Annotated in this window: 21 protein-coding genes; 13 read left to right on the top strand and 8 right to left on the bottom strand. The window is 66.1% G+C overall.

The window, feature by feature from the left end:
• Positions 1 to 301 precede the first annotated feature (301 nt).
• The 4 genes from radA to AL072_RS11250 all read left to right on the top strand — a co-directional run bounded on the left by radA (position 302) and on the right by AL072_RS11250 (position 4939).
• Positions 302 to 1777, top strand: a complete 1476-nt coding sequence (gene radA, locus AL072_RS11235; RefSeq protein WP_045580260.1) for a DNA repair protein RadA — start codon at positions 302 to 304, stop codon at positions 1775 to 1777.
• Positions 1778 to 1802: 25 nt separating this feature from the next.
• On the top strand, positions 1803 to 2492 hold the full coding sequence (locus tag AL072_RS11240; RefSeq protein ID WP_045580259.1) for a CvpA family protein: 690 nt from the start codon (positions 1803 to 1805) through the stop codon (positions 2490 to 2492).
• Positions 2493 to 2585: 93 nt separating this feature from the next.
• The gene (gene purF / locus AL072_RS11245; RefSeq protein ID WP_045580258.1) at positions 2586 to 4034 is read left to right on the top strand and encodes an amidophosphoribosyltransferase; all 1449 of its coding nucleotides are present in this window, start codon (positions 2586 to 2588) and stop codon (positions 4032 to 4034) included.
• A 197-nt stretch (positions 4035 to 4231) separates the two neighbouring features.
• Entirely contained in the window at positions 4232 to 4939 is a 708-nt protein-coding gene (locus tag AL072_RS11250) for an SDR family NAD(P)-dependent oxidoreductase (protein ID WP_045580257.1), read from the top strand.
• 46 nt (positions 4940 to 4985) lie between these two features.
• Here AL072_RS11250 and AL072_RS11255 read toward each other — a convergent pair whose 3' ends face one another.
• Positions 4986 to 5741: a hypothetical protein gene (locus AL072_RS11255; protein WP_144428198.1), complete on the bottom strand. Its 756-nt coding sequence runs from the start codon at positions 5739 to 5741 to the stop codon at positions 4986 to 4988.
• Positions 5742 to 5960: 219 nt separating this feature from the next.
• Entirely contained in the window at positions 5961 to 8603 is a 2643-nt protein-coding gene (gene mutS / locus AL072_RS11260; protein ID WP_045580255.1) for a DNA mismatch repair protein MutS, read from the bottom strand.
• 254 nt (positions 8604 to 8857) lie between these two features.
• Between mutS and AL072_RS11265 the strand changes: the two genes are divergently transcribed.
• Positions 8858 to 9364: a hypothetical protein gene (locus tag AL072_RS11265; RefSeq protein WP_045582281.1), complete on the top strand. Its 507-nt coding sequence runs from the start codon at positions 8858 to 8860 to the stop codon at positions 9362 to 9364.
• Positions 9365 to 9443: 79 nt separating this feature from the next.
• On the opposite strand, the gene AL072_RS11270 is transcribed toward AL072_RS11265, so the two are convergent.
• The gene (locus tag AL072_RS11270; RefSeq protein WP_052709859.1) at positions 9444 to 9842 is read right to left on the bottom strand and encodes a hypothetical protein; all 399 of its coding nucleotides are present in this window, start codon (positions 9840 to 9842) and stop codon (positions 9444 to 9446) included.
• 213 nt (positions 9843 to 10055) lie between these two features.
• Positions 10056 to 10403: a hypothetical protein gene (locus AL072_RS11275; protein WP_045580254.1), complete on the bottom strand. Its 348-nt coding sequence runs from the start codon at positions 10401 to 10403 to the stop codon at positions 10056 to 10058.
• Positions 10404 to 10621: 218 nt separating this feature from the next.
• Here AL072_RS11275 and AL072_RS11280 point away from each other — a divergent pair, with 218 nt between their 5' ends.
• From AL072_RS11280 to AL072_RS34305, 3 genes are all read left to right on the top strand, one after another.
• Positions 10622 to 13492 (top strand): [protein-PII] uridylyltransferase, encoded by a 2871-nt coding sequence (locus AL072_RS11280; protein WP_045580253.1) that lies wholly within the window; start codon positions 10622 to 10624, stop codon positions 13490 to 13492.
• Between the two features lie 383 nt (positions 13493 to 13875).
• Positions 13876 to 14265: a hypothetical protein gene (locus AL072_RS34300; protein WP_144428199.1), complete on the top strand. Its 390-nt coding sequence runs from the start codon at positions 13876 to 13878 to the stop codon at positions 14263 to 14265.
• 74 nt (positions 14266 to 14339) lie between these two features.
• Entirely contained in the window at positions 14340 to 14762 is a 423-nt protein-coding gene (locus AL072_RS34305) for a hypothetical protein (protein ID WP_144428200.1), read from the top strand.
• 92 nt (positions 14763 to 14854) lie between these two features.
• On the opposite strand, the gene ccoG is transcribed toward AL072_RS34305, so the two are convergent.
• A complete protein-coding gene (gene ccoG / locus AL072_RS11285; RefSeq protein WP_045580252.1) occupies positions 14855 to 16369 on the bottom strand; it encodes a cytochrome c oxidase accessory protein CcoG in 1515 nt (504 codons plus the stop codon).
• A gap of 140 nt (positions 16370 to 16509) precedes the next feature.
• Entirely contained in the window at positions 16510 to 17073 is a 564-nt protein-coding gene (locus AL072_RS11290; protein WP_045580251.1) for an HD domain-containing protein, read from the bottom strand.
• Between the two features lie 89 nt (positions 17074 to 17162).
• Between AL072_RS11290 and AL072_RS11295 the strand changes: the two genes are divergently transcribed.
• From AL072_RS11295 to AL072_RS11315, 5 genes are all read left to right on the top strand, one after another.
• A complete protein-coding gene (locus AL072_RS11295) occupies positions 17163 to 18368 on the top strand; it encodes a vWA domain-containing protein (protein WP_045580250.1) in 1206 nt (401 codons plus the stop codon).
• Between the two features lie 217 nt (positions 18369 to 18585).
• Positions 18586 to 18912 carry an ArsR/SmtB family transcription factor gene (locus AL072_RS11300; RefSeq protein ID WP_045580249.1) on the top strand — a complete coding sequence of 109 codons (327 nt, stop codon included), beginning with the start codon at positions 18586 to 18588 and terminating at the stop codon, positions 18910 to 18912.
• An 11-nt stretch (positions 18913 to 18923) separates the two neighbouring features.
• Entirely contained in the window at positions 18924 to 19187 is a 264-nt protein-coding gene (locus AL072_RS11305; protein ID WP_045580248.1) for a hypothetical protein, read from the top strand.
• On the top strand, positions 19187 to 19516 hold the full coding sequence (locus AL072_RS11310; protein ID WP_045580247.1) for a DUF3817 domain-containing protein: 330 nt from the start codon (positions 19187 to 19189) through the stop codon (positions 19514 to 19516). The genes AL072_RS11305 and AL072_RS11310 overlap by 1 nt, the downstream gene beginning before the upstream one ends.
• Positions 19517 to 19525: 9 nt before the next feature.
• Positions 19526 to 19951: a CopD family protein gene (locus AL072_RS11315; RefSeq protein WP_045580246.1), complete on the top strand. Its 426-nt coding sequence runs from the start codon at positions 19526 to 19528 to the stop codon at positions 19949 to 19951.
• Between the two features lie 12 nt (positions 19952 to 19963).
• Here AL072_RS11315 and AL072_RS11320 read toward each other — a convergent pair whose 3' ends face one another.
• Positions 19964 to 20776 carry a DUF2189 domain-containing protein gene (locus tag AL072_RS11320; RefSeq protein ID WP_245636662.1) on the bottom strand — a complete coding sequence of 271 codons (813 nt, stop codon included), beginning with the start codon at positions 20774 to 20776 and terminating at the stop codon, positions 19964 to 19966.
• A 378-nt stretch (positions 20777 to 21154) separates the two neighbouring features.
• Positions 21155 to 21505 (bottom strand): hypothetical protein, encoded by a 351-nt coding sequence (locus AL072_RS11325; RefSeq protein WP_045580245.1) that lies wholly within the window; start codon positions 21503 to 21505, stop codon positions 21155 to 21157.
• Positions 21506 to 22438 lie beyond the last annotated feature (933 nt).

The raw sequence follows: 22438 nt of genomic DNA on the forward strand, positions 1-22438 counted from the left end.
ACGAAATCCGCTTTCCAATCTCTTTCCCCCCTCTCCCCCCCGGGGAGAGGGACGGGGTGAGGGGGAGGCATGGCGTGAATTCTCGGTGAAGGGCCGCCACGCTTCCCCCTCACCCTAACCCTCTCCCCGGGGGGGAGAGGGGACTCTTCCTCTCAACGTCCGTCCGATCTGCGGCCGGCCCAGCAAGCTATCACGCCGCGGGTCTGAAAAAAGCCCCTGCATGGCCAACCTGCAAGCATAGGATTCGCCGGGCCGGCTTGCTATATGTGGTCCGCCTTATCCCCATCGGACTACCAGACCTTTGGCGAAGCCCACCACCCGATATGTCTGCCAGGCCTGCGGCGCCTCCTTCCCCAAATGGGCGGGAAAGTGCGACGCCTGCGGCGAATGGAACAGCCTGGTCGAGGAGGCGGCGCCCGATGCCGCGCCCAAGGGGCTGGGATCGGCCCGCGGCCGGCGCATCGAGTTCGTCGGCCTGCACGGCTCCAGCGAGGCGCCGCCGCGGCGGATGACCGGCATCGCCGAGTTCGACCGGGTGTGCGGCGGCGGGCTGGTCCCCGGCTCGGCCATCCTGATCGGCGGCGATCCCGGCATCGGCAAATCCACCCTGCTGCTCCAGGCGGTGGCCCGGCTGGCGCAGGACCACCGCTGCGCCTACGTCTCGGGCGAGGAGGCGGTGGACCAGGTGCGGCTGCGCGCCCAGCGGCTCGGCTGCGCCACCGCTCCGGTCGATCTGGCCTCGGCGACCAGCGTGCGCGACATCGTCGCCTCGCTCGACGACGCCAAGGGTCCGGAGATCATCGTCATCGATTCGATCCAGACCATGTACATGGACAATCTGGACAGCGCCCCCGGCACCGTCGCCCAGGTCCGCGCCAGCGCGCAGGAGCTGATCCGCATCGCCAAGCGGCGCGGCGTCGTGCTGCTGCTGGTCGGTCATGTCACCAAGGAGGGCATGATCGCCGGTCCCCGCGTGCTGGAGCACATGGTCGACACGGTGCTCTATTTCGAGGGCGAGCGCGGCCACCAGTTCCGCATCCTGCGCGCGGTGAAGAACCGCTTCGGCCCGACCGACGAGATCGGCGTGTTCGAGATGGGCGACGCCGGGTTGGGCGAGGTCGCCAACCCGTCCGCCCTGTTCCTGGCCGAGCGGCGCGGCGACGTCTCGGGCGCCGCCGTCTTCGCCGGGATGGAGGGCACGCGTCCCGTCCTGGTCGAGGTGCAGGCGCTGGTGGCGCCGTCGCCGCTCGGCACGCCGCGCCGCGCCGTGGTCGGCTGGGATACAGGCCGGCTGGCCATGGTGCTGGCGGTGCTGGAGGCGCGCTGCGGCGTGCAGATCGGCGCCAACGACGTCTATCTCAACGTGGCCGGCGGCCTGCGCATCACCGAGCCGGCGGCCGACCTCGCGGTCGCCGCCGCTCTCGTCTCGTCGCTGACCGGGGAGCCGGTGCCGGCCGACGCGGTGGTTTTCGGCGAGATCGGCCTGTCGGGCGAGGTCCGCGCCGTCGGCCAGAGCGACACCCGCCTGAAGGAGGCGGCCAAGCTGGGCTTCTCCTCGGCGATCTTCCCGGCCGGGCGGACCGGCCGCAAGGGCGGCCGCGGCGACGCCGGCCTCAAGACGGTGGAGCTCCAGCAGCTCGCTGAGCTGATGCCGCTGTTCCAGGGCGCAAGCGGCGGCGGCAGGCCGCCGACAGGCCGCCGATCCCAGGACGACGCCGACCCGCGCCGCCGGCGCGACGAAGACTCGCGCCGCTGGCGCGATGACGAATACATCTGACGCACACTCGAACGGCGCAAGGTTCATGGACACTCTTCCCGTCAATCCGGTCGACATCGTCGTCATCGCCGTGCTGCTGCTGGCGGCGCTGCTCGCCTTCAGCCGCGGCATGGTGGCCGAGGTGCTGTCGGTCGCCGCCTGGGCCGGCGCCGCGGTGGTGACGCTCTATGCGCTGCCCCATGTCCTTCCCTACGTGCAGATCTATATCCGGTTCGAGATGCTGGCCTATGCCGCCGCGTCGGTCGGCCTGTTCATCGTCGCGCTGATCGTGCTGTCGCTGCTCGGGCGCAGCCTGTCGCGCGGGGTGCAGTCCTCGTCGCTGTCGGCGCTGGACCGCACGCTCGGGTTCGTCTTCGGCCTGGTGAAGGGCGGGGTGCTGGTGTCGATCGCCTACCTGTTCTTCCTGTGGCTGGTGCCGAACCCGGCCGAACAGCCGGTGTGGCTGCAGCAGGCCAAGACCCGGCCCTTCCTGGCCGCCGGTGCGGAGATGCTCTATGGTGTCGTTCCCGATAATTTGCGCCGCGAAGGTCTCGGCCAGATGGACGTCGCGCGCGACCGCGCACGTCAGGCGATGGAGGCCAAGCAGGCGCTCGACCGGCTGTCGACGCCGGTGCCCAGCCCCGCGAAGACCGGGGGTGCGCAGCCTTCGGATACCGGCTATAAGGACCGCGACCGCGCCGACCTCGAAAGGCTGATGGAGAACAAAGCCCGCTGAGTGATCGGCGCGATCGACGTTTGTGGATCGCATTTTCCCGTTGCATGTGCTGACGCGCCCCCCGGCGCCTCCTTGGACGAAGGACTTCTGGTGATGCTGACGACGCATCCGTTCGACGACGACAAGCTGCGCGAGGAGTGCGGCGTGTTCGGCATCTACGGCAACCCGCAGGCGGGCGCGATCACGGCGCTGGGCCTGCATGCCCTGCAGCACCGCGGGCAGGAGGCGGCGGGCATCGTCAGCTTCGACGGCAGCCGGTTCCATCTCCAGCACACGCTGGGTCTGGTCGGCGACCATTTCAGCTCCGAGGCGATCATCGCCAAGCTGAAGGGCGCCAGCTCGATCGGCCATGTGCGCTACGCCACCACCGGCGACACCTCGATCCGCAACGTCCAGCCGCTCTACGCCGATTTCGAGTTCGGCGGCTTCGCGCTGGCCCACAACGGCAACCTGACCAACGCGCAGACGCTGCGCCGCCAGCTGGTCCGCCGCGGCTGCCTGTTCCAGTCCTCCACCGACACCGAGGTCATCGTCCACCTGATGGCGACCGCCCGCGGCGGCTCGCCGGTCGACCGCCTGATCGAGGCGGTGCGGCAGGTCGAGGGCGCCTTCTCGCTGGTGGCCCTGACCTCCAAGGAGGTCATCGGCGTGCGCGACGCGCTCGGCGTGCGGCCGCTGGTGCTGGGCCGGCTCGGCGACACCTATCTGCTGGCGAGCGAGACCTGCGCCTTCGACATCGTCGGCGCCGAATATGTCCGCGACGTCGAGCCGGGCGAGATGATCGTCATCGACGGCGACGGCGTGCACAGCATGCGCCCGTTCCAGCCGCAGCAGCGCCGCCTGTGCATCTTCGAATACATCTATTTCGCCCGTCCCGACAGCGTGATGGAGGGCACCTCGGTCTATGAGGCCCGCCAGCGCATCGGCCGCGAGCTGGCGCGCGAGGCCGGGGTTCCCGCCGACGTCATCGTGCCCGTCCCCGACAGCGGTGTCCCGGCGGCGCTCGGCTACGCCCAGGAAGCCGGCGTGCCCTTCGACCTCGGCATCATCCGCAACCATTATGTCGGCCGCACCTTCATCGAGCCGACCGACCAGATCCGCCATCTCGGCGTCAAGCTGAAGCACAACGCCAACCGCGCGATGATCGAGGGCAAGCGCGTCGTGCTGGTCGACGATTCGATCGTGCGCGGCACCACCTCGAAGAAGATCGTCGAGATGGTGCGCGCCGCCGGGGCCAAGGAGGTGCACATGCGCATCTCCAGCCCGCCGACCTCGCACCCCTGCTTCTACGGCATCGACACGCCGGAGCAGGGCAAGCTGCTGGCCCACCGGATGACGGTGGAGCAGATGCGCGAGTTCATCCAGGCCGACAGCCTTGCCTTCATCTCGCTCGACGGGCTCTACCGCGCGATGGGCGAGGAGAAGCGTGACCCGGCCAATCTCGGCTATTGCGACGCCTGCTTCACCGGCGACTACCCGATCCCGCTGACCGACGCGCTGGAAAACCCACCGGTCGAGGCGAACGTCGCCGTCCGCGCCTGATTTAACACCCTCTCCCGTCCCGGGAGAGGGGAGGGGCCCAAGCGAAGCTTGGGAGGGGTGAGGGGCGATCCAAGGAGCAGGAAGCGCATATGAATCCTTGGATCACCCCTCACCCTCCCCACGCCTGACGGCGCGGGTCCCCTCCCTCTCCCGGGGCGGGAGAGGGCGTGTCCACGTCCAACGCCAGAGTCTCCGCCATGTCCCGTCTGTCCGGCCGCATCGCCCTCGTCACCGGCGCCTCGCGCGGCATCGGCGCCGCCGTCGCCAAGCGTTTCGCCGCCGAAGGCGCCCATCTGGTCCTGGTCGCCCGCACCGTCGGCGGGCTGGAGGAGACCGACGACGCCATCCAGAAGCTGTCGGGCCAGTCGGCGACGCTGGTGCCGATGGATCTGCGCGACTATGACCGGATCGACCAGCTCGGCCATGCGCTGTACCAGCGCTTCGGCAAGCTCGACGTCGTCGTCGGCAATGCCGGCGCGCTGGAGGCGCTGGGTCCGGTCGCCCAGTATGATCCCAAGCTGTGGTCGCGGGTGATGGATCTGAACGTGACGGCGAACTACCGGCTGATCCGTTCGATGGACCCGCTGCTGCGGGCGTCGGGCACCGGCCGCGCCATCTTCGTCACTTCCGCCGCCGCCCGGGCGCCGCATCACTATTGGATGCCCTACGGCGCCAGCAAGGCGGCGCTGGAGATGATCGTCAAGACCTATGCGCTGGAGGTGTCGAGCTCTACCGTGCGGGTCAACCTGATCGACCCCGGCGTGGTGGCGACCAAGCTGCGCACCCAGGCCTTCCCCGGCGAGGATCCCACGAAGATCGCCCAGCCCGACGACGTGACCGAACGCTTCGTCGAGCTTGCCGAGGCCGCCTGCACCCTGCATGGGGAGCTGGTTCAGGCACAGTGAGGGGCGATGGCCGCTGGCATCGCCCCACCGTCTGATCAGCGTCTGATCATTCGATGGCCTTGAGGAAGGCCAGGATCACCGGGTCGATGTCCAGGAACGCCAGTGCCAGGCTGTTCGTGCCGTCATCGCGGCGGGCCACCCGTGCCTGTTGGCGATGACGCATCTCGACATTGGGGCAGGAGATCTCCACGCGCACCTGATCGCCGACGATGAGCGGAACCGCGGCGGGGCCGACGTCGAGAAGCAGCCCGCGGGTCGACCAGTCGATCGTCCGATACTCCACATGGTTGATGGCGACGGTGAGGACCGGTTCGGTGTAGCGGATGGTGTTGCGCTTTTCGACGCCGTTGGGGGGCTGTGCCTGGGCCTGGCGTTTCCGCAGTTTTTGCCGGACAGGAGCCGGGGCGATCTCCATGGCCGCCACCGACGAAAGGCGCTTCTCCATCTCCTTTCGGAACTCTTTGCCCGAACCGCTCTTCACCGCCTTCGACAACGCCTCCCTGGCCTTGGCGACGAGGCGGTCGCGGGCGGCCCGGTCGCCCGACCTCGCCCCGTTTTCCGCTTCGCTCAGCAGCCGGTCGGTCGTTTGTTCGTGACCTTGCCGCTGCAACTGTTTGGCCGCCTCCTGGAAGGCCGATTTGTGCGGGCGCGGAAAATCGGGGTTCTTGATGAGGTCGCTCAACAGTCCCGCTTCGATGTCGAAATGCTCGGGCCTGGAGGATTCGACGATCCGCTGCATTCTCTGCAGCAGCATTTCCGCCCGGCGGGTCAGTGCCTCTTGGATGCTCTCTCGCTGTACCATGATGTGCGGATCTCCGCCTCATTCGATCCGGGCGGGAGTTCCGAACCCTGCCCACGGGTGGCCGGGACCGGACATCCTACAAAACCGATGGGTGTGCGAATTCACCAGAAATAAAATTATCCTTAATAGGTTACGTCATTACCGGCCCGATTGGAACAAAATCATCGCCGCATGGTGACACGTGGGATCTTCGGAGGTACCCCGATGGTCGGAGGGGGCTTACCGCCCCCGCATCAGCCCGCGCAGCCGGTACAGCTCCTCCAGCGCCTGCCGGGGCGTCAGGCTGTCCGGATCGATCCCCGCCAGCGCCTCCTCCACCGCCGACGGCCCGGCGACCGCAACCGCCGCAGCCTCCGCCTTCGGTGCCGGCCGCTTCAGCGCCGCACTGAACAGCGGCAGATCCTCGGCCAGCCGGTGGATGGTGGCGTTCTGGTCGCCCGATTCCAACAGCTTCAGCACCTCGTCGGCCCGCCCGACCACCGCCGCCGGCAGCCCGGCCAGCTTGGCGACATGGATGCCATAGCTGCGATCCGCCGACCCCGCCGTCACCTCGTGCAGGAACACCACGTCGCCCTGCCATTCCTTGATCCGCATGGTGTGGCAGGACAGCGCCGGCAGCTTCGACGCCAGCATCGTCAGCTCGTGATAGTGCGTGGCGAACAGCGCGCGGCAGCGGTTGACGTCATGCAGATGCTCGACGCAGGCCCAGGCGATCGACAGCCCGTCGAAGGTCGCCGTTCCGCGGCCGATCTCGTCCAGGATCACCAACGCCCGCGCGCCCGACTGGTTCAGGATGGCCGCCGTCTCCACCATCTCCACCATGAAGGTGGAGCGCCCGCGGGCGAGGTCGTCGGCGGCGCCGACGCGGCTATACAGCCGGTCGACCACGCCGATGTGCGCCTGCTCGGCCGGGACGAAGCTGCCCATCTGCGCCAGCACGGCGATCAGCGCGTTCTGGCGCAGGAAGGTCGATTTGCCGGCCATGTTCGGGCCGGTCAGCAGCCACAGCCGGTTGTCCGACGCCAGATCGCAGTCGTTGGCGACGAAGGGGCCGCCATGGGCGGAATCCAGCACCGCCTCGACCACCGGATGCCGCCCGCCCTTGATGGTGAAGGCGAGGCTGTCGTCCACCAGCGGCCGGCTGTAGCGCCGTTCCTCCGCCAGTTCGGCCAGCGATGTGGCGACGTCCAGCGCCGCCAGCGCGTGGGCGGCCTGGGCGATGGCGTCGGCGCGGGCCGACACCGCCTCGACCAGCCCGGCGAACAGCTCCAGTTCCACCGCCAGCGCCCGGTCGGCCGCTTCTGAGATGCGGCGCTCCAGGTCCGACAGCTCGACCGTGCCGAAGCGCACCGCGTTCGCCATGGTCTGGCGGTGCATGAACACCGCTCGGCCCCGGTCCGACATCAGCTTGTCGGCATGGGCGGCGGTGACCTCGATGTGATAGCCCAGCACGTTGTTGTGCTTGATCTTCAGCGACGCCACCCCGGCGATCTCGGCGTATTTGCCCTGCAGCCCGGCGATCAGCCGCCGGCTCTCGTCGCGCAGCGTCACCAGCTCGTCCAGCGCATAGCTGTAGTCGCGGGCGATGAAGCCGCCGTCGCGGGCCAGCAGTGGCAGCTCGGGCGCCAGCGCCTGGGTCAGCTGGTCGACCAGCTCCGCATGCTCGCCCAGCCGCTTGTCGAGCGCCGCCAGCCCCTCCGGCAGCGGCCCGACGGTGCCGAGCAGCTGCCGGATCGCCGCCGCCTGTCTCAGCCCGTCGCGGACCGCCGCCACATCGCGCGGACCGCCGCGCCCCAGCGTCAGCCGCGATAGCGCCCGTTCCAGGTCGGGACAGCTGCGCAGGGCGTGGCGCAGCTCGCCGCGCAGCCGCTCCTCGGTCAGCGCGAACGCGACCATGTCGAGCCGGCGGCCGATGGCGGCGGGATCGGTCAGCGGCGCGGCGAGATGGGCGCACAGCAGCCGGGCGCCGGCCCCCGTCACCGTGCGGTCGATGGTGGCGAGCAGGCTGCCGCGCCGCTCGCCGGTCAGGGTACGGATCAGTTCCAGGTTGCGCCCGGTCGAGGCGTCGATCTCCATCACCGCGCCCGGCCCGACGCGGCGCGGCGGCGACAGCCGCGGCACCCGGCCCTTCTGCGTCAGCTCGACATAGCCGACCAGCGCGCCGGCCGCCGCGACCTCGGCGCGGGTGAAGCTGCCGAAGGCGTCGAGCGTGCCGACACCATAGAGCGCCAGCAGCCGCTGCCGGCCGTTCTCGCTGTCGAATCGCGGGTTGGGCTGCACCGTCAGCCGCGCCTTCCACTCCCCCCACAGCTCGAACAGCTCCGGCGTCTGCGCCAGCTTCTCGGAGACCAGCACCTCCTGCGGGTCGAGCCGCCCGAGCGCGGCACCGAGACCGGCCCGCTCCACCGGCTGGATCACCAGCTCGCCGGTCGACATCTCCAGCCACGCCAGCCCCAGCCCGCCCGCGGTTTCCGCCACCGCCGCCAGCCAGTTGGAGGAGCGGGCGTCGAGCAGGCTGTCCTCGGTCAGGGTGCCGGGGGTGACGATGCGGATGACGCCGCGCTTCACCACCGACTTGGCGCCGCGCTTCTTCGCCTCGGCCGGGTCTTCCATCTGTTCGCAGATGGCGACGCGGAAGCCCTGGCGGATCAGGCGCTGCAGGTAATTCTCGTGGCTGTGCACCGGGACGCCGCACATCGGGATGTCTTCGCCCAGATGCTGGCCGCGCTTGGTCAGCGCGATGTCGAGCGCCGCGGCGGCATTCACCGCGTCCTCGAAGAACATCTCGTAGAAATCGCCCATCCGGTAGAACAGCAGGCAGTCGGGATGCGCCCGCTTGATCTCCAGATACTGCGCCATCATCGGGGTGGCGTCGGCGGGGATGACGATGTCGGCTGCGTTTGACGAGGAAATGGACAAGGGAAACCGTGCGGCGGTTGCGGGTGACTGTCGGGTGCGCACCCTAGCACGGGAGATGCCGCGGCGGGATAGGCCGGATGCGGCGCTTGGGATGCGGCTGCGTCCCCATGGCGGTTGACGGACGCTCGAAGCCGGTCGCTACAATGGATGAAACCCCGGGGAGGAAACCCGGGCCGGACTTGTGGGAGACGGCCACCATGACCCAGACCACCGAAGACACCACCCCCGCCGAACTGCGGGAGGTCGTTGCCCTCTTCACCACCCGCGCCGGTTTCGACCGCGCGGTCGAGGCGCTGCTGGCGGAGGGATTCGACCGCGCCGACCTGTCGGTGCTGGCCAGCCACACCTCGCTGGAGGCGGCCGACACCAGGAGCAAGCCGCGGGACGAGGCGCTGACCGGGCTGGTCGGCGAGCTGAAATACGCCTTTCCCCTGACCACCGCCGGCCTGATCGCCATCGTCGGCGGCCCCATCGAGGCAGCGCTGGCGGCCGTGGTCGCGGCTGGCGTCGGCGGTGCCGCGATCAAGGATTACCTGGACGAGCTGACCAGCCACCCCAAGCCCGACGAGTTCACCCGGGCGCTGGAGGCCGGCGGCGTGATCCTGTGGGTGCGGGTCGGCACGGCGGAGCAGGAGGCACGCGCTTCCACCCTGCTGGACCGCGAAGGCGGCGGCAACGTCCATGTGACGGTGCGCGAGCCCTGAGAGAAGGGACGGCCGCCCACTCCAACATCCCCTCATCCACAGCCAGGGTCCCCTCTCCCCAGGGGGGGAGAGGGGGAGGTCACGCGGTCAGGTTCACCACGGCGCCGCGCTTTGCGTCGTCGCCGGTCAGCTTCCGCTTCATCTCCTCGGCGATCTCCTTTTCGATGGCCTCGCGCTTTTCGGCCGGCATCGAAGCGAGGTCTTCCTCGGTCATCTTGTGGCGGGCGAGCCAATCGTCGCGAATCCGCTGGGCCGGCGTCTTCTTCGCTTCGGCAAGGAAGTCGTCGACGGCGCTTGCCGCCTTGGAGGAGAGCGTCCCGGACGAGGCGCTGCCGGCCGTACCTGCGGCACCCGCATCGGCGGTCCCGGCCACGCCGGCGATGCCCCCGCTGTCGGAGGAGTCACCGTTCCGCGTTCCACGGGACCGGAATTGCTGCGATTGGCCAAGAACGCTGGCGAGATAGCCGCTGATCTGCATCGTTGGGTCGTCCGACCGGTTGCACGGTGGCGCGGCCCGTCGCCGGCAGCCGCACCGGTCGGCGATGCAAAGTCCATGCTAGGCAACAACCTCAACGAGTCCCGATGGATGGCCGGGCCGCAGGCCGGATGGCACTGCCGGCGGGCAATCCTTGCCGGATCGATCTTGCCGGGTGGAGACCGCTCAGATCATCTCTCCCGAGCCGTCATCCTTTCAGGCCGCCACCCGCTCCGCCGTCCGTTCGACCACCAGCCGCAGCCCCTGCTGTTTGTACTGCGCCTGGACGATCGACGCCCAGCCCATGCGGATCAGCGTCAGCTTCACGCCCTCGCCGACCTCGCCTCCGGCGACGAGGTCGGTGACCTGCCACATCAGCGTGTCGTCGACCGATTTCGGGTGCATGGCCGCCACCCGCAGCAGCCGGGCCATCAGCGCCGCCGGGCTCTGCCGCCCGAGGCCGCGCTCGGCCAGCGTCAGCGCGTCGTTCAGCGCCGCCAGTTCCCGCCGCGCCTTCAAGGAGGCCTCGCCCGTCGCGCGTTCCGTATTCTTCCGGCCGGTCATGGCCCGTCCCTCCTGCAAACCGCTGTGCAGGCCCCACTCTGGCGCCGCGGCGCCGCCTTGGCTGTGACGGCCGTCACTCCCGCGCAACGGACGCCGCGGCGCCGGCTTTCGGCAGGGCTGGTTTTCCAGAGCGGGCGTGCTACCTGAAGGCTTTACCGCTATAGTGCGAATGCTGCGGCCAGTCCTGACCGCCCGAATGTCGAGGTTCCTGCCGCCCGATGCTGTCCGCCCGCTCCAAGACGCCGACGCCGCCCGCCTCTCCGTCGGATTCCGGGGCGGATGCCCAGCCGACCGCCATCCCCAACAAGCGAGCCATCATCTCCCGCCGCAAGCTGGCGGGGGAGCTTGAGGATCTGGTCGCCGAGCACGGCACCGGCGACAAGCTGCGCCCGGCGCTGATCGCCTGCCTGCGCCGGACGCTGGCCGACGGACGGGTCGAGGTGCGGCGCCGCTTCGATGCCGGCGGGTCGGGCGAGCAGTGCGTGCGCGAGAACTGCTATCTGGCCGACCGGCTGGTCGGCACGCTGGCCGACTTCACCGTGCGCTTCATCTTCCCCACCGCCAACCCGACCTCGGGCGAGGTGTTCGACGTGGCGGCGACCGGCGGCTACGGCCGCGGCGAGCTGGCGCCCTTCTCCGACATCGACCTGCTGTTCCTGCTGCCCTACAAGCGCACGCCGCGGGTAGAGCAGGTGGTCGAATACATGCTCTACATCCTGTGGGATCTGGGGCTGAAGGTCGGCCATGCCGTGCGCAGCGTCGACGACTGCATCCGCCAGTCCAAGGCCGACGTCACCATCCGCACCGGCATCCTGGAATCGCGCTATCTCTGGGGCCCCGGCAAGCTGTTCGCCGAGCTGCGCAAGCGCTACGACAAGGAGGTCGTGGCCGGAACCGGCCCCGAATTCGTCGAGGCCAAGCTGGCCGAGCGCGACGCCCGCCACCTGAAGATGGGCGACAGCCGCTATGTGCTGGAACCCAACCTGAAGGACGGCAAGGGGGGCCTGCGCGATCTCCAGACCCTGTTCTGGATCGCCAAGTATCTCTACCGGGTGGAGGGCGTCGCCGAGCTGGTCGGCAAGAAGGTGCTGATGCCGGAGGAGGCGCAGCGCTTCGCCAAGGCGCAGAACTTCCTGTGGACCGCGCGCTGCCACCTGCATTACCTGACCGGCCGGCTGGAAGACCGGCTGACCTTCGACGTCCAGACCAGCATCGGCGCCGCCATGGGCTACACCGACCATGCCGGCACCAAGGGCGTCGAGCGCTTCATGAAGCATTACTTCCTGGTCGCCAAGGATGTCGGCGACCTGACGCGCATCTTCTGCGCGGCGCTGGAGGCCGAATCCAAGCGGCCGCCCAAGTTCAACCTGCTGCGGCTGGCCTCGGTCGCCCGGCGCAAGGACGTCGACGGCTTCATCGTCGACGGCGAGCGGCTGAACGCCCGCAACGACAAGCAGTTCAAGGAACAGCCGATCGACATGATCCGCCTGTTCCACACCGCCCAGATCAACGACATCGACATCCATCCGGCGGCGCTGCGGTCCATCACCCGGTCGCTGACCGCCATCGGGCCGAAGCTGCGCAACGATACGGAAGCCAACCGGCTGTTCCTCGACATCCTGACCGGGCCGAAGGATCCGGAGATCACGCTGCGCCGGATGAACGAGGCCGGGGTGCTGGCCCGCTTCATCCCCGACTTCGGCCGGGTGGTGGCGCAGATGCAGTACGACATGTACCATGTCTACACGGTGGACGAGCACACGCTGTTCGCGCTCGGCATCCTGCACAAGATCGCGTCGGGCGACCATGCCGACGAGCTGCCGCTGTCGACCGAAGTGATCCACAAGGTGGTGTCGAAGCGGGCGCTCTATGTCGCGCTGCTGCTGCACGACATCGCCAAGGGCCGCGGCGGCGACCATTCGGTGCTGGGTGCCCGCGTCGCCGAGAAGCTGTGCCCGCGCCTGGGCCTGACCGCGGAGGAGACCGAGACGGTGGCCTGGCTGGTGCGCTGGCACCTCGCCATGTCGCACACCGCCTTCAAGCGCGACCTGGAGGACGACAAGACCGTCCGCGACTTCGTGGCGCTGGTCCAGTCGCCGGAGCGCCTGCGCCTGCTGCTGGTGCTGACGGTGGCCGACATCCGCGCGGTCGGGCCGCAGCGCTGGAACAATTGGAAGGCCACGCTGCTGCGCGAACTGTACACCCGTTCCGAAGAGGTGATGTCGGGCGGCATGTCGGTGGAGGGGCGCGGCCGGCGCATCCAGGCCGCCCAGGCCGCATTGCGGGCCGAGCTGACCGACTTCGACGACGCCGCCTTCGAGCATCACAAGGGGCTGGGCTATCCCGGCTACTGGCTTGCCTTCGATGCCGAGACGCTGGGTCATCAGGCCCGCATCGTCCGTGAGGCGGAGCGCCAGCAGCAGCCGCTGACCGTCGACACCCGTGTCGACCGCGGCCGGTCGGTGACCGAGGTGACGATCTACGCCACCGACCACAGCGGCCTGTTCTCCCGCCTTGCCGGGGCGCTGGCGGCCAGCGGCGCCGATATCGTCGACGCCCGCATCTTCACCATGACCAACGGCATGGCGCTCGACGTCTTCTCGGTGCAGGACGCGGCCGGCGGCGGTGCCTTCGAGAGCGGCGACAAGCTGGCCCGGCTGTCGGTGATGATCGAGAAGGTGCTGTCGGGCCAGTTGAAGCCGCTGAACGAGCTGTCGACCCGCCGCACCGCCCAGGCCAGCCGCACCCGCGTCTTCCATGTGCCGCCGCGCGTGCTGATCGACAACAACGCCTCCACCACCCATACGGTGATCGAGGTCAACGGGCGCGACCGTCCGGGGCTGCTCTACGATCTGACCCGGGCGCTGTCGAGCCTGACCCTGCAGATCAGCTCGGCCAAGGTCTCGACCTTCGGCGAGAAGGCGATCGACGTCTTCTATGTGAAGGACGTCTTCGGCCTGAAGGTGACGCATGAGGGCAAGCTGGCGAAAATTCGGGAGCGGCTGCTGAGCGCGCTCGACGATCCCAGCGGCGACGCCCCGCCGCCGGCTGCCGTGAAGCGGACCCAGGCCAAGACGACGGGGGCGTGATGGGGGCGCCCTCCCGATGGGGGAGGGCGCCCCGTCTTCTTCCCGCTGCGCGGATATTGAAGGCCTGCCATGGCAGGTGACGCCGGGCGGGCCGGTTGGCGTCGGCGACGCCGGGGCGCGGCAGCCGTCGAAGTCCCCGGCTTGTGCCGCTTTTTCCTTTATGCCGATTGAAGCAAGTGAAGGCGTTGAAATTGAATTTCACGCTTATAATAAAAATTGATTCATTCCGACTCCATAGGATGAAAAATTTGCATAGAGAGGCATTGAGTATAATTCCGGTTGATCGTATAGGTATATGAACCAATGGCTATTGAGGGAAAATGTATCGCCTGTAAATGTTTTTCAAATGTCTGGCCCGTAATTTTCAGTTATAGGAGTTGATCATGGGGGATGTCAGGCTTACGAATCTGACTTCAATTCAGTTCATCGTAAAAAAACTAAAGATAAACGATACGGAAGTTATTAATAGTGATATGGGAATAGGATTAATTCATACCAATATTTTTGATTATAGTGAAAGTGAAAGCGATAAATTCAAGCGCTTGATAATTGAAGTTTCTGTTAAGAACAGAATTTACAAAATTGATCTAAACAGAGATCATTATTTTGGTGGAGGAGCACATCATTATCCGGGATTGGAATCAAAGGTTGGTTATATATTTAGTGGACTAAGTGTTGATGAAAAGAAAATACAATTGAATCTTAACTACGCTCCGAAATACTCATATCCATTGACGTATTGTGATGATTTAAAATACATGGACTTAAAATAAAATTCAGATATGAAGATCGCAAAGTGAAAATTATCTGAATTTCATTTGAATTTTAACTTGAAAGGAATGGCGAAATGGGAGTGATCAACGTTACTAATGTTTGCGGAAGAAAGATTGAAATAATAAATCTAGAAATAAATGGAACAAAATTGATAGACAGCAGCTTTAGCGATATTAGGAAAAAGGTAAAAATTTCTGATACTGCCACTTTTTCCGGGTTTTATGACGAAAAAAACTGGGACGATTTCAGTTCTTTTCAGATGAAATTGGACTACATCGGTAAGAAATACTATGTAAATTTGAACAGAGATCATTTCTTTTATGGGTCAAACTATCGATATCCTGGATGGGGGTCTGAATCCAACTTCATCATCAGCGGAATTGGTGATGGCGATAAAAACATACAGTTGAACCTGTGTTATGGCAAATCAGGCGATTTCAGCCTTACCTATTCGAATGATTTCAAGTATCTCGATCTGATCTCCGCTGAATCCTGAATAAAATCGGGACTCCCGGGCCTGAGGCCCAAGGCGGAACCGCGCCCTGCCCGGCAGGCGGGCGGCCTCGGTTCCGCCTGCCGGGCAGGGCCTCAGGGTGCCATGAACACGCTGACATGACGGCCGACCTCGCCGCTGCCCTGGTCCTTGGCGACCACCGCCACGTCGGTCGAGCCGGACTTCACCGCCGCCGCCGGCATCTTGACGAAGACGCGGTAGGTCGCCACCGAATCGGCCGCTGCCCGCAGCGTCAGGTTGGCGCCGCCGCCGGCCTTCTCGTCCCCGACCACCGACAGATGGGCGCCGGGCAGGCCGTCGACCGTGACGGCATAGTCGCGGGCGATGTGGGTCTTGTTCAGGATCTTGATGGTATAGGCGTTCTGCACCGACCCGTCGGAAAGGGCGACGAACAGCGGCGCCCGGTCGCGCAGCACGCTGACGTCCAGCGTCGGCCGCAGGATCAGCGCGATCGCCATGGCGCAGGCGACCACCAGCATGATCATCGAATAGATGACGGTGCGCGGGCGAACCAGCTTCACCCGTTCCGGCTTGCCGTCGATCTTGGCGATCTGGTTCGACTGGGTGTCGAAGCGCACGAGGTCGAGCGGCCGGCCGATCTGCGTCATCACGTCGTTGCAGGCATCGACGCACAGGCCGCAGCCGATGCAGGAGATCTGCTGGCCTTCGCGGATGTCGGTGCCGGTCGGGCAGACATGGACGCACTGCTTGCAGTCGATGCAGTCGCCCAGCCCCGCCGCCTGCCGGTCCTCCCAGCTCTGCGACTTGCGCAGCGGCGCCCGGCCTTCGCCGCGCCAGTCCTCATAGGTGACGAGGAAGGTGTCCTCGTCGACCATCGCCGACTGGAAGCTGCGCCACGGGCAGACATAGATGCAGATCTGCTCGCGCGCCCAGCCGGCGAAGAAATATGTGGTGAAGGTGAACAGCGCGATGAAGGTGGCGACGCCGCTGGTGATCTCGCCGTGCAGCAGCTCGCCCAGCAGCGTCGGCGCGTCGTTGAAGTAGAACACCCAGGCGCCGCCGGTCAGCAGCGAGATGCCGAGCCACGCCGCATGCTTGGCGGTCTTGCGCGCGATCTTCGCCCCTGTCATCGGCGCCTTGTCCAGGCGGATGCGCGTGGTGCGCGGGCCTTCGATCTTGCGCTCCACCCACATGAACAGGTCGGTCCACACGGTTTGCGGACAGGCATAGCCGCACCAGATGCGCCCGGCCAGCGTGGTGGCGAAGAAGATGCCGAAGGTGCCCAGGATCAACAGGCCGGTCAGGTAATAGACCTCCTGCGGCCAGATCTCGATCCACAGGAAATAGGCCCGGCGCCCGACCATGTCGACCAGAACCGCCTGGTCCGGGATGCCCGGCCCCCGTTCCCAGCGGATCCAGGGCGTGACGTAATAGATCGCCAGCAGCGCGATCAGCGCCGCCCATTTGATCCGGCGGAAGGTGCCGCGGACATCGGCGGCATAGACCTTGGGCCGGTCGATGAACCAATGGCGTCCCGGTTCCTCATGCGGCGCGCCATGCGGCTGGCCGGCCGGTTTCGCCGCCGGGGTCGGCTGGCGGGAGAGGGTGTTTTCTTGCGGAAGGGACATGGCGTGTTTCCTCGGCCGTCGGCGGCCCGCTGGATACTGCTATATCCCTTCTCCATAAGACTTCCGTGATGGAGTCACATTGCGCGATGTCAATCGCCGCCCGATTTCGCCCCCGTTCCCCGCCCGATCTCCCCGCCCGTTCAGCCGTTAGGCCCGCGCAGCTCGGCCAGCCCGTCATGATAGGCGCGGTCGAACAGCGCCTCCAGCCTGGTGTCGGTGCCGCGCAATCCGGCGACCACCGCATGGGCCCATTCGAAATACTCGACCTTGCGCGACAGCGACCAGTCGGCCGGCGGGCTGTGCGCCATCGAGCGCAGGTTCGACACCTTGTCGGCCAGCTTCACCAGCTTCGCCCGGGTCGAGGCGTGGGGGGCGGCGTCGATCTGGTGCTGCTTGCGCTCGGCCTTCGACATGCGTTTGTCGTCGGTGGTCTCGGCGACGACCTGCACCACCTCCGCCCCGAACGCCTGCTCGATCTCCTCATAGCTGGCGTCGGTGTCCTCCAGCGTGTCGTGCAGCAATGCTGCGATCACCACCACCGGGTCGGTGCCGTGGGTCGCCTCGGCCACCAGCAGCGCCACCTCCGACAGGTGGTTGACGTAGGGTTCGGCGCGCACGCCCTTGCGGCGCTGGTCGATGTGCCGGCGCGCGGCGAAGTCGAGCGCGCGGGCGAAGTCGAGAAGGGGGGCATTGGGCAGGCTCATGCAGGCGCTCTCATGTCAGCAGGCTCTTGGCGTTCTCTCGGCCGGGGCGGTAGTCTCGGCAGGGCAAGCCCGTGCGAAGGACCGCGCCGATGTTCACGAGTTTCTTCTTCGATCTGCGCAAGGCCGGCGTCCCCGTCTCGCTGACGGAGTACCTGACGCTCATGGAGGCCATGAAGCAGGGCACCGCGTCCTTCCGCGTCGAGGACTTCTATTACCTCAGTCGTGCATGTCTGGTTAAGGACGAGCGCAATCTCGACCGCTTCGACCGGGTGTTCGGGGCGACCTTCAAGGGCCTGGCCGACGATGCCGCCCCGGATGAAAAAGCCGCCGGTGACGAGGTTCCCGTCACCGACCTGCCGGAGGAGTGGCTGCGCCGGCTGGCCGAGCGTTTCCTGACCGAGGAGGAGAGGGCGCAGGTCCAGGCGCTCGGCGGCTGGGACACGCTGATGGAGACGCTGGCCCAGCGGCTGGCCGAGCAGAAGGGCCGGCACCAGGGCGGCTCCAAATGGATCGGCACGGCCGGCACCTCGCCCTTCGGCGCCTACGGCTACAACCCGGAGGGCGTGCGCATCGGCCAGAGCGAGAGCCGCCACCGCCGCGCCGTCAAGGTGTGGGACCGCCGCGAGTTCCGCAACCTGGACGACCGGGTGGAGATCGGCACCCGCAACATCAAGGTGGCGCTGCGCCGCCTGCGCAAGTTCGCCCGCAGCGGCGCGGCCAGCGAGCTGGATCTGCCCGGCACCATCCGCGCCACCGCCGGCAACGCCGGCTGGCTCGACCTGAAGATGGTGCCGGAGCGCCACAACACGGTGAAGGTGCTGCTGTTCCTCGACATCGGCGGCTCGATGGACGACCACATCCGGCTGGTGGAGGAGCTGTTCTCAGCCGCGCGCAGCGAATTCAAGCATCTGGAGCATTTCTACTTCCACAACTGCGTCTATGAGGGCGTCTGGCGCGACAACGCCCGGCGCCACACCGAGCGCCTGTCGACCTGGGACGTGCTGCACACCTATCCCGCCGACTACAAGCTGGTCTTCGTCGGCGACGCCGCCATGAGCCCCTACGAAATCGTCTATCCCGGCGGCAGCGTCGAGCATTGGAACGAGGAGGCCGGGCAGGTGTGGATGCAGCGTCTGCTGTCGGTCTATGCCAAGGCGGTGTGGCTGAACCCGACCGCGCCGCAATATTGGGACTATTCGGAAAGCACCCGCCTGCTCCGGGGCCTGATGAACGGCCGGATGTTCCCGCTGACGCTGGAGGGGTTGGACGGAGCGATGCGGGAGTTGTTGCGGTGATGTGAGCTGCCGCCCATTCCGTGATGTGCGGCGATGCCGATTTCCATCATGCGATCACTGCGCCGTTATCCCGGTCGCACGCACATGGCTGTCACCTCATGTCTGAAACAGCCTGTCACATCGGTCGCGAAAGGGATTTCTGGCACCTATCAGTTTCTGTTGACGGGTAGGCGGCCGACCTGTAAGTAAAAACTTACGGGTTGGTGACGGAGCGGACATGACCGGCAGCGGCGATCAATTGCTCGGGATGATATCCGCGCTGGCAAATCCGCATCGCCTGCGGATCGTGGCGACACTGAGCGTCATGGGGCGGACCTATGTCAGTCAGTTGGCGCGTGAGATCGGCATCAGCCGTCCGCTTCTGCACCTCCATTTGCGCAAGCTCGAGGACGCGGGCCTCGTCACCAGCCAGCTCGAGGTCTCTCCCGATGGAAAGGCCCTCAATTTCTTCGAGGTCGCGCCGTTCGCAATCGTGCTGACGCCTGCGGCGATTGCCGAGGCGGTGCCTTCCCTGACCGCAACCGCCAGAAATTCCGACTCCTGAAGGAGCCTCCGATGACTGACAGACCATCACATTTCCTTCTCGTCACCATTCTTGTCCTCGTGACGGTTCTTCTGATTTCCGCGATGAGGCATTTTTCCTCGGCCCGCCGGGTTCGGGTACAGATCGCCGACGACACCGCATACCGCGACCTCGTCGAGAGGATGCTCAAGACGCAGGAGGAACTGGCCGCGACCCTGGCTTCGGTCAAGGGCAGCGTCACGCAGATCGAAGGCCGGCTTGCCGGCGTGGAAAAAATCCTGAAGGATGTTGGGTGATGTCGCCGAAGACCGACCTGGAAGACCGCAGGCAGATGCTGCGGATGCGGACGGCCTGTCTTGTCGAGGGCGGCACATTGCTTCTCCTGCTTTTCGTGGCCGTGCCGCTGAAGCATCTCGCCGGCTTCCCCGATGCCGTGAAGGCGATGGGGCCGATCCACGGCCTCGCCTTCCTGACCTATGTCTGGATGCTGATCCGGATGGTGTCGGCCGGCGGCTGGTCGCGGGGCGAGACGATCAAGCTTCTCGTCGCCGCCATCGTGCCGTTCGGCGCCTTGCTCAGCGCCCGCACCCTGACCCGGCGGGCAGCGCTCGCCCCGACCATCTGAGGCGGGGTCATGACCTACCTGTGGCTGAAGGCGCTCCACATCATTTCGGTGATGGTCTGGATCGGCGGGATGTTCGTCGCGGCGGTCGCCGTGACCACCCTTTCCGCATCGAAGCCCCTGTCCGACGCGCCGGGGCGTGCCGATATCCTCGACGCCGTGCGCCGCTGGGACCGCCGGGCGACCTCGCCGGCGATGGCGCTGGCCTGGCTTTTCGGCGTGGCGGTGGCGATGCAGGGCGGCTGGTTCGGCTCGCCCTGGCTGATGATGAAGCTGGTGTTCGTCGTCGCCCTGTCCGGCCTGCACGGAATGCTGTCAGGCCTGCTGCGGAACCTTGGCCGGACCGATCGGCCTGCGCCGATGTCGGGCTATCTGCCGCCGGCGATCATCGCCGCGATCGTCGTGATCGTTCTTCTCGTGGTCTTGAAGCCATACTGACATGCCGCATCCTCACCCCACCACCCGCCGGTAGAGGTGCCACGTTGCATGCCCCAGCACCGGCATGACGACCGCCAGCCCGACGAAGGCCGGCAGGCAGCCGAGCGCCAGCGCCACCGCCACGATGACGCCCCACAGCATCATCGGGCCGGGGTTGGCCATCACCGCGCGGACGGAGGTCTGCATCGCGACGATCCAGTCCACCTCGCGGTCCAGCATCATCGGGAAGGACACCACGCTCAGCGCCAGCGTCGCCAGGGCGAAGGCCAGCCCCACGGCATTCCCCAGCACGATCATCTGCCAGCCCTCCGGCGTGGTGAACAGCAGATCGACGAAGGCCCCGGCGCTGTCCGGCCGCAGGCGGCCCAGCGTCAGGTCGTAGACGATCTGCGCCGCCCCCAGCCACAGCACATAGAGCGTCAGCATCAGCAGCCCAAGCGCCGCGATCGACCAGATCGCCCGCGACCGGAAGACGTCGAGCGCGTTGATCCAGGAGACCGGCTGTCCGCGTTCCCGCCGCCGGCTCAGCTCATGGATGCCGACGGTGGCGAGCGGCCCGACGAAGGCGAGGCCGGCGACCAGCGGGTAGAACAGCGGCAGCAGGTCGCCGCCATAGGCGACGCGCGCCGCCACCAGCCCGACCAGCGGATAGATGACGCCCAGGAACAGCAGCTGCGTCGGCGCCGCCAGGAAGTCGCGCCAGCCCAGCGCCAGCGCCTCGCCCAGGCTGCGGGCATCGATGGTCCGGATGCGGACATCCTTCGGCACCACCAGCATATCGGCCAGCGGGGTCCGGTGGTCGGGCATGTACCAGCGGTTCGCCATGGCGGGACTCCTCCCTCTTCCTGTGGCCGGCCCGGCGGGCTCCCCGGCGGCAGGGCAGGGCGGCGGCACTGTGCCGGCCGGGCCGAGCAGGGGATCGGGTCGCGATCCGGCAAAGGATACACCCGGAGTCGTCAATGGGTGCGGCGAATGATGGGTATACGCACATTTTCAGCGCATGAGGCCGCGCCGGTCTGGCGATCCGGCGACGGAAAAGGCGGTGCGGCTGAACCCGACCGCGCCGCAAGAGTCGTCGAGGGCCGGGGTTTCGCGCATTCACCATGGAACACGCGAAACCCCGGCATTTGGCGATGGGCGGCACGCTTCAAGCCGATCCCGGTTTCAAGCGGCCCGACCCATGCCGCCGATGCGCCTGCCGGACTACTTGCAGCTGCTGGCGACCTGCGGGGTCGGGGTGCAGCCCTGGTTGCCGGCGGTCAGGGCGCCGGTGATCGTGGCGTCGGGGCCGACGGTCAGGGCATAGTTGCAGCCGACCGGGCCGATGGCCTGCAGCGAGCTGACCAGCGTGCAGGTCTTGCCGGCCACACTGACCGTCAGGTTCGGGGTGGTCGGGTTCTGCGCCCAGCTCATGGCGGACGACAGCATCTGCGCCGGTGCGCTGACGTTGGCATGGGTGGTGATGGACACGGTGTCGGCGTGGGCGGCGCCGGCCGCGAAGGCGGCGAGGGTCAGAGCGGCGCCGATCAGGCCGGTTTTGAAAGAAGAGCGCATTTCCATGTTCCCTATTTCTATGATTGACGTTTGTGTGAATGCGCAGAGTAATAAAAGATACCCCTTGCTCTGCGCAAATTGACAATCCGATTTTCGGAACATTTCTTCAACAATAATATTGTTACGAAAAGAATCGAATCTGATAATCATAAGTAGTCATAAACGAAGTGTCGCATACAAAAGTATAATAATAATTTATAGAACGCCATTGAATGTGATTGTTGAATTATTTTAACTTCAAATGTATGGATCATATTATCGTAGAAAATAACATATCCATGATTTTAATCTCCGATTGACGGAACGTTGCCGATGGCATCCCGAGGCGACGGAATCCGTTTGCCCCATAAGGTTCGCCGGCACCCTGGAGCAGGTCGACCGGAGCGGCGGAGAGGCACCCGCGTCCGTCCGGTTCCCACCCCCGGCGGGCTGTCGTTGTCCATCGCGATGGGCTGCATGTCCGCCGTCCGCGGCCCCCGGCGTCAATTCGCGCCGCTGCGATCGCGGCCGGGCGCGGCAGGAAGAAGAATTTGCACTGCAAACGTCGTCGCGACGACGCCTTTTCATTATTGGGCGAACGGCTCGCCGACAATCACGGCGGTATGATTGGACGAAACAGTCCAGATGGCGCCTACGGTGTTGCAGAACTGCGCAACCGGGCAGGAATTATCGAATCTCTTACACCAAATCGAGCGAAATCACCTAGCAGGGTGCGGAAAAAGGCTTTTGCGTCGCGAGGGAGGGGGATTTTCGGCAAGATTAGGAAAGGCCGAAGCAAGATACTGGTGGTATCTTGCAAGGTCTTGACGCGAGATTGCCGGAAAGAACCCGACCGCAGCAGCAAAATGGTTTTTCCGCACCCTGCTAGCCGAATGTCTTGGGAAACCCTATCTGTTGCCACGCGAAGGGCGGGTGGGCCGTCCATCTGGGAAA

It is taken from the genome of Azospirillum thiophilum (assembly GCF_001305595.1).
Lineage (GTDB): Bacteria > Pseudomonadota > Alphaproteobacteria > Azospirillales > Azospirillaceae > Azospirillum > Azospirillum thiophilum.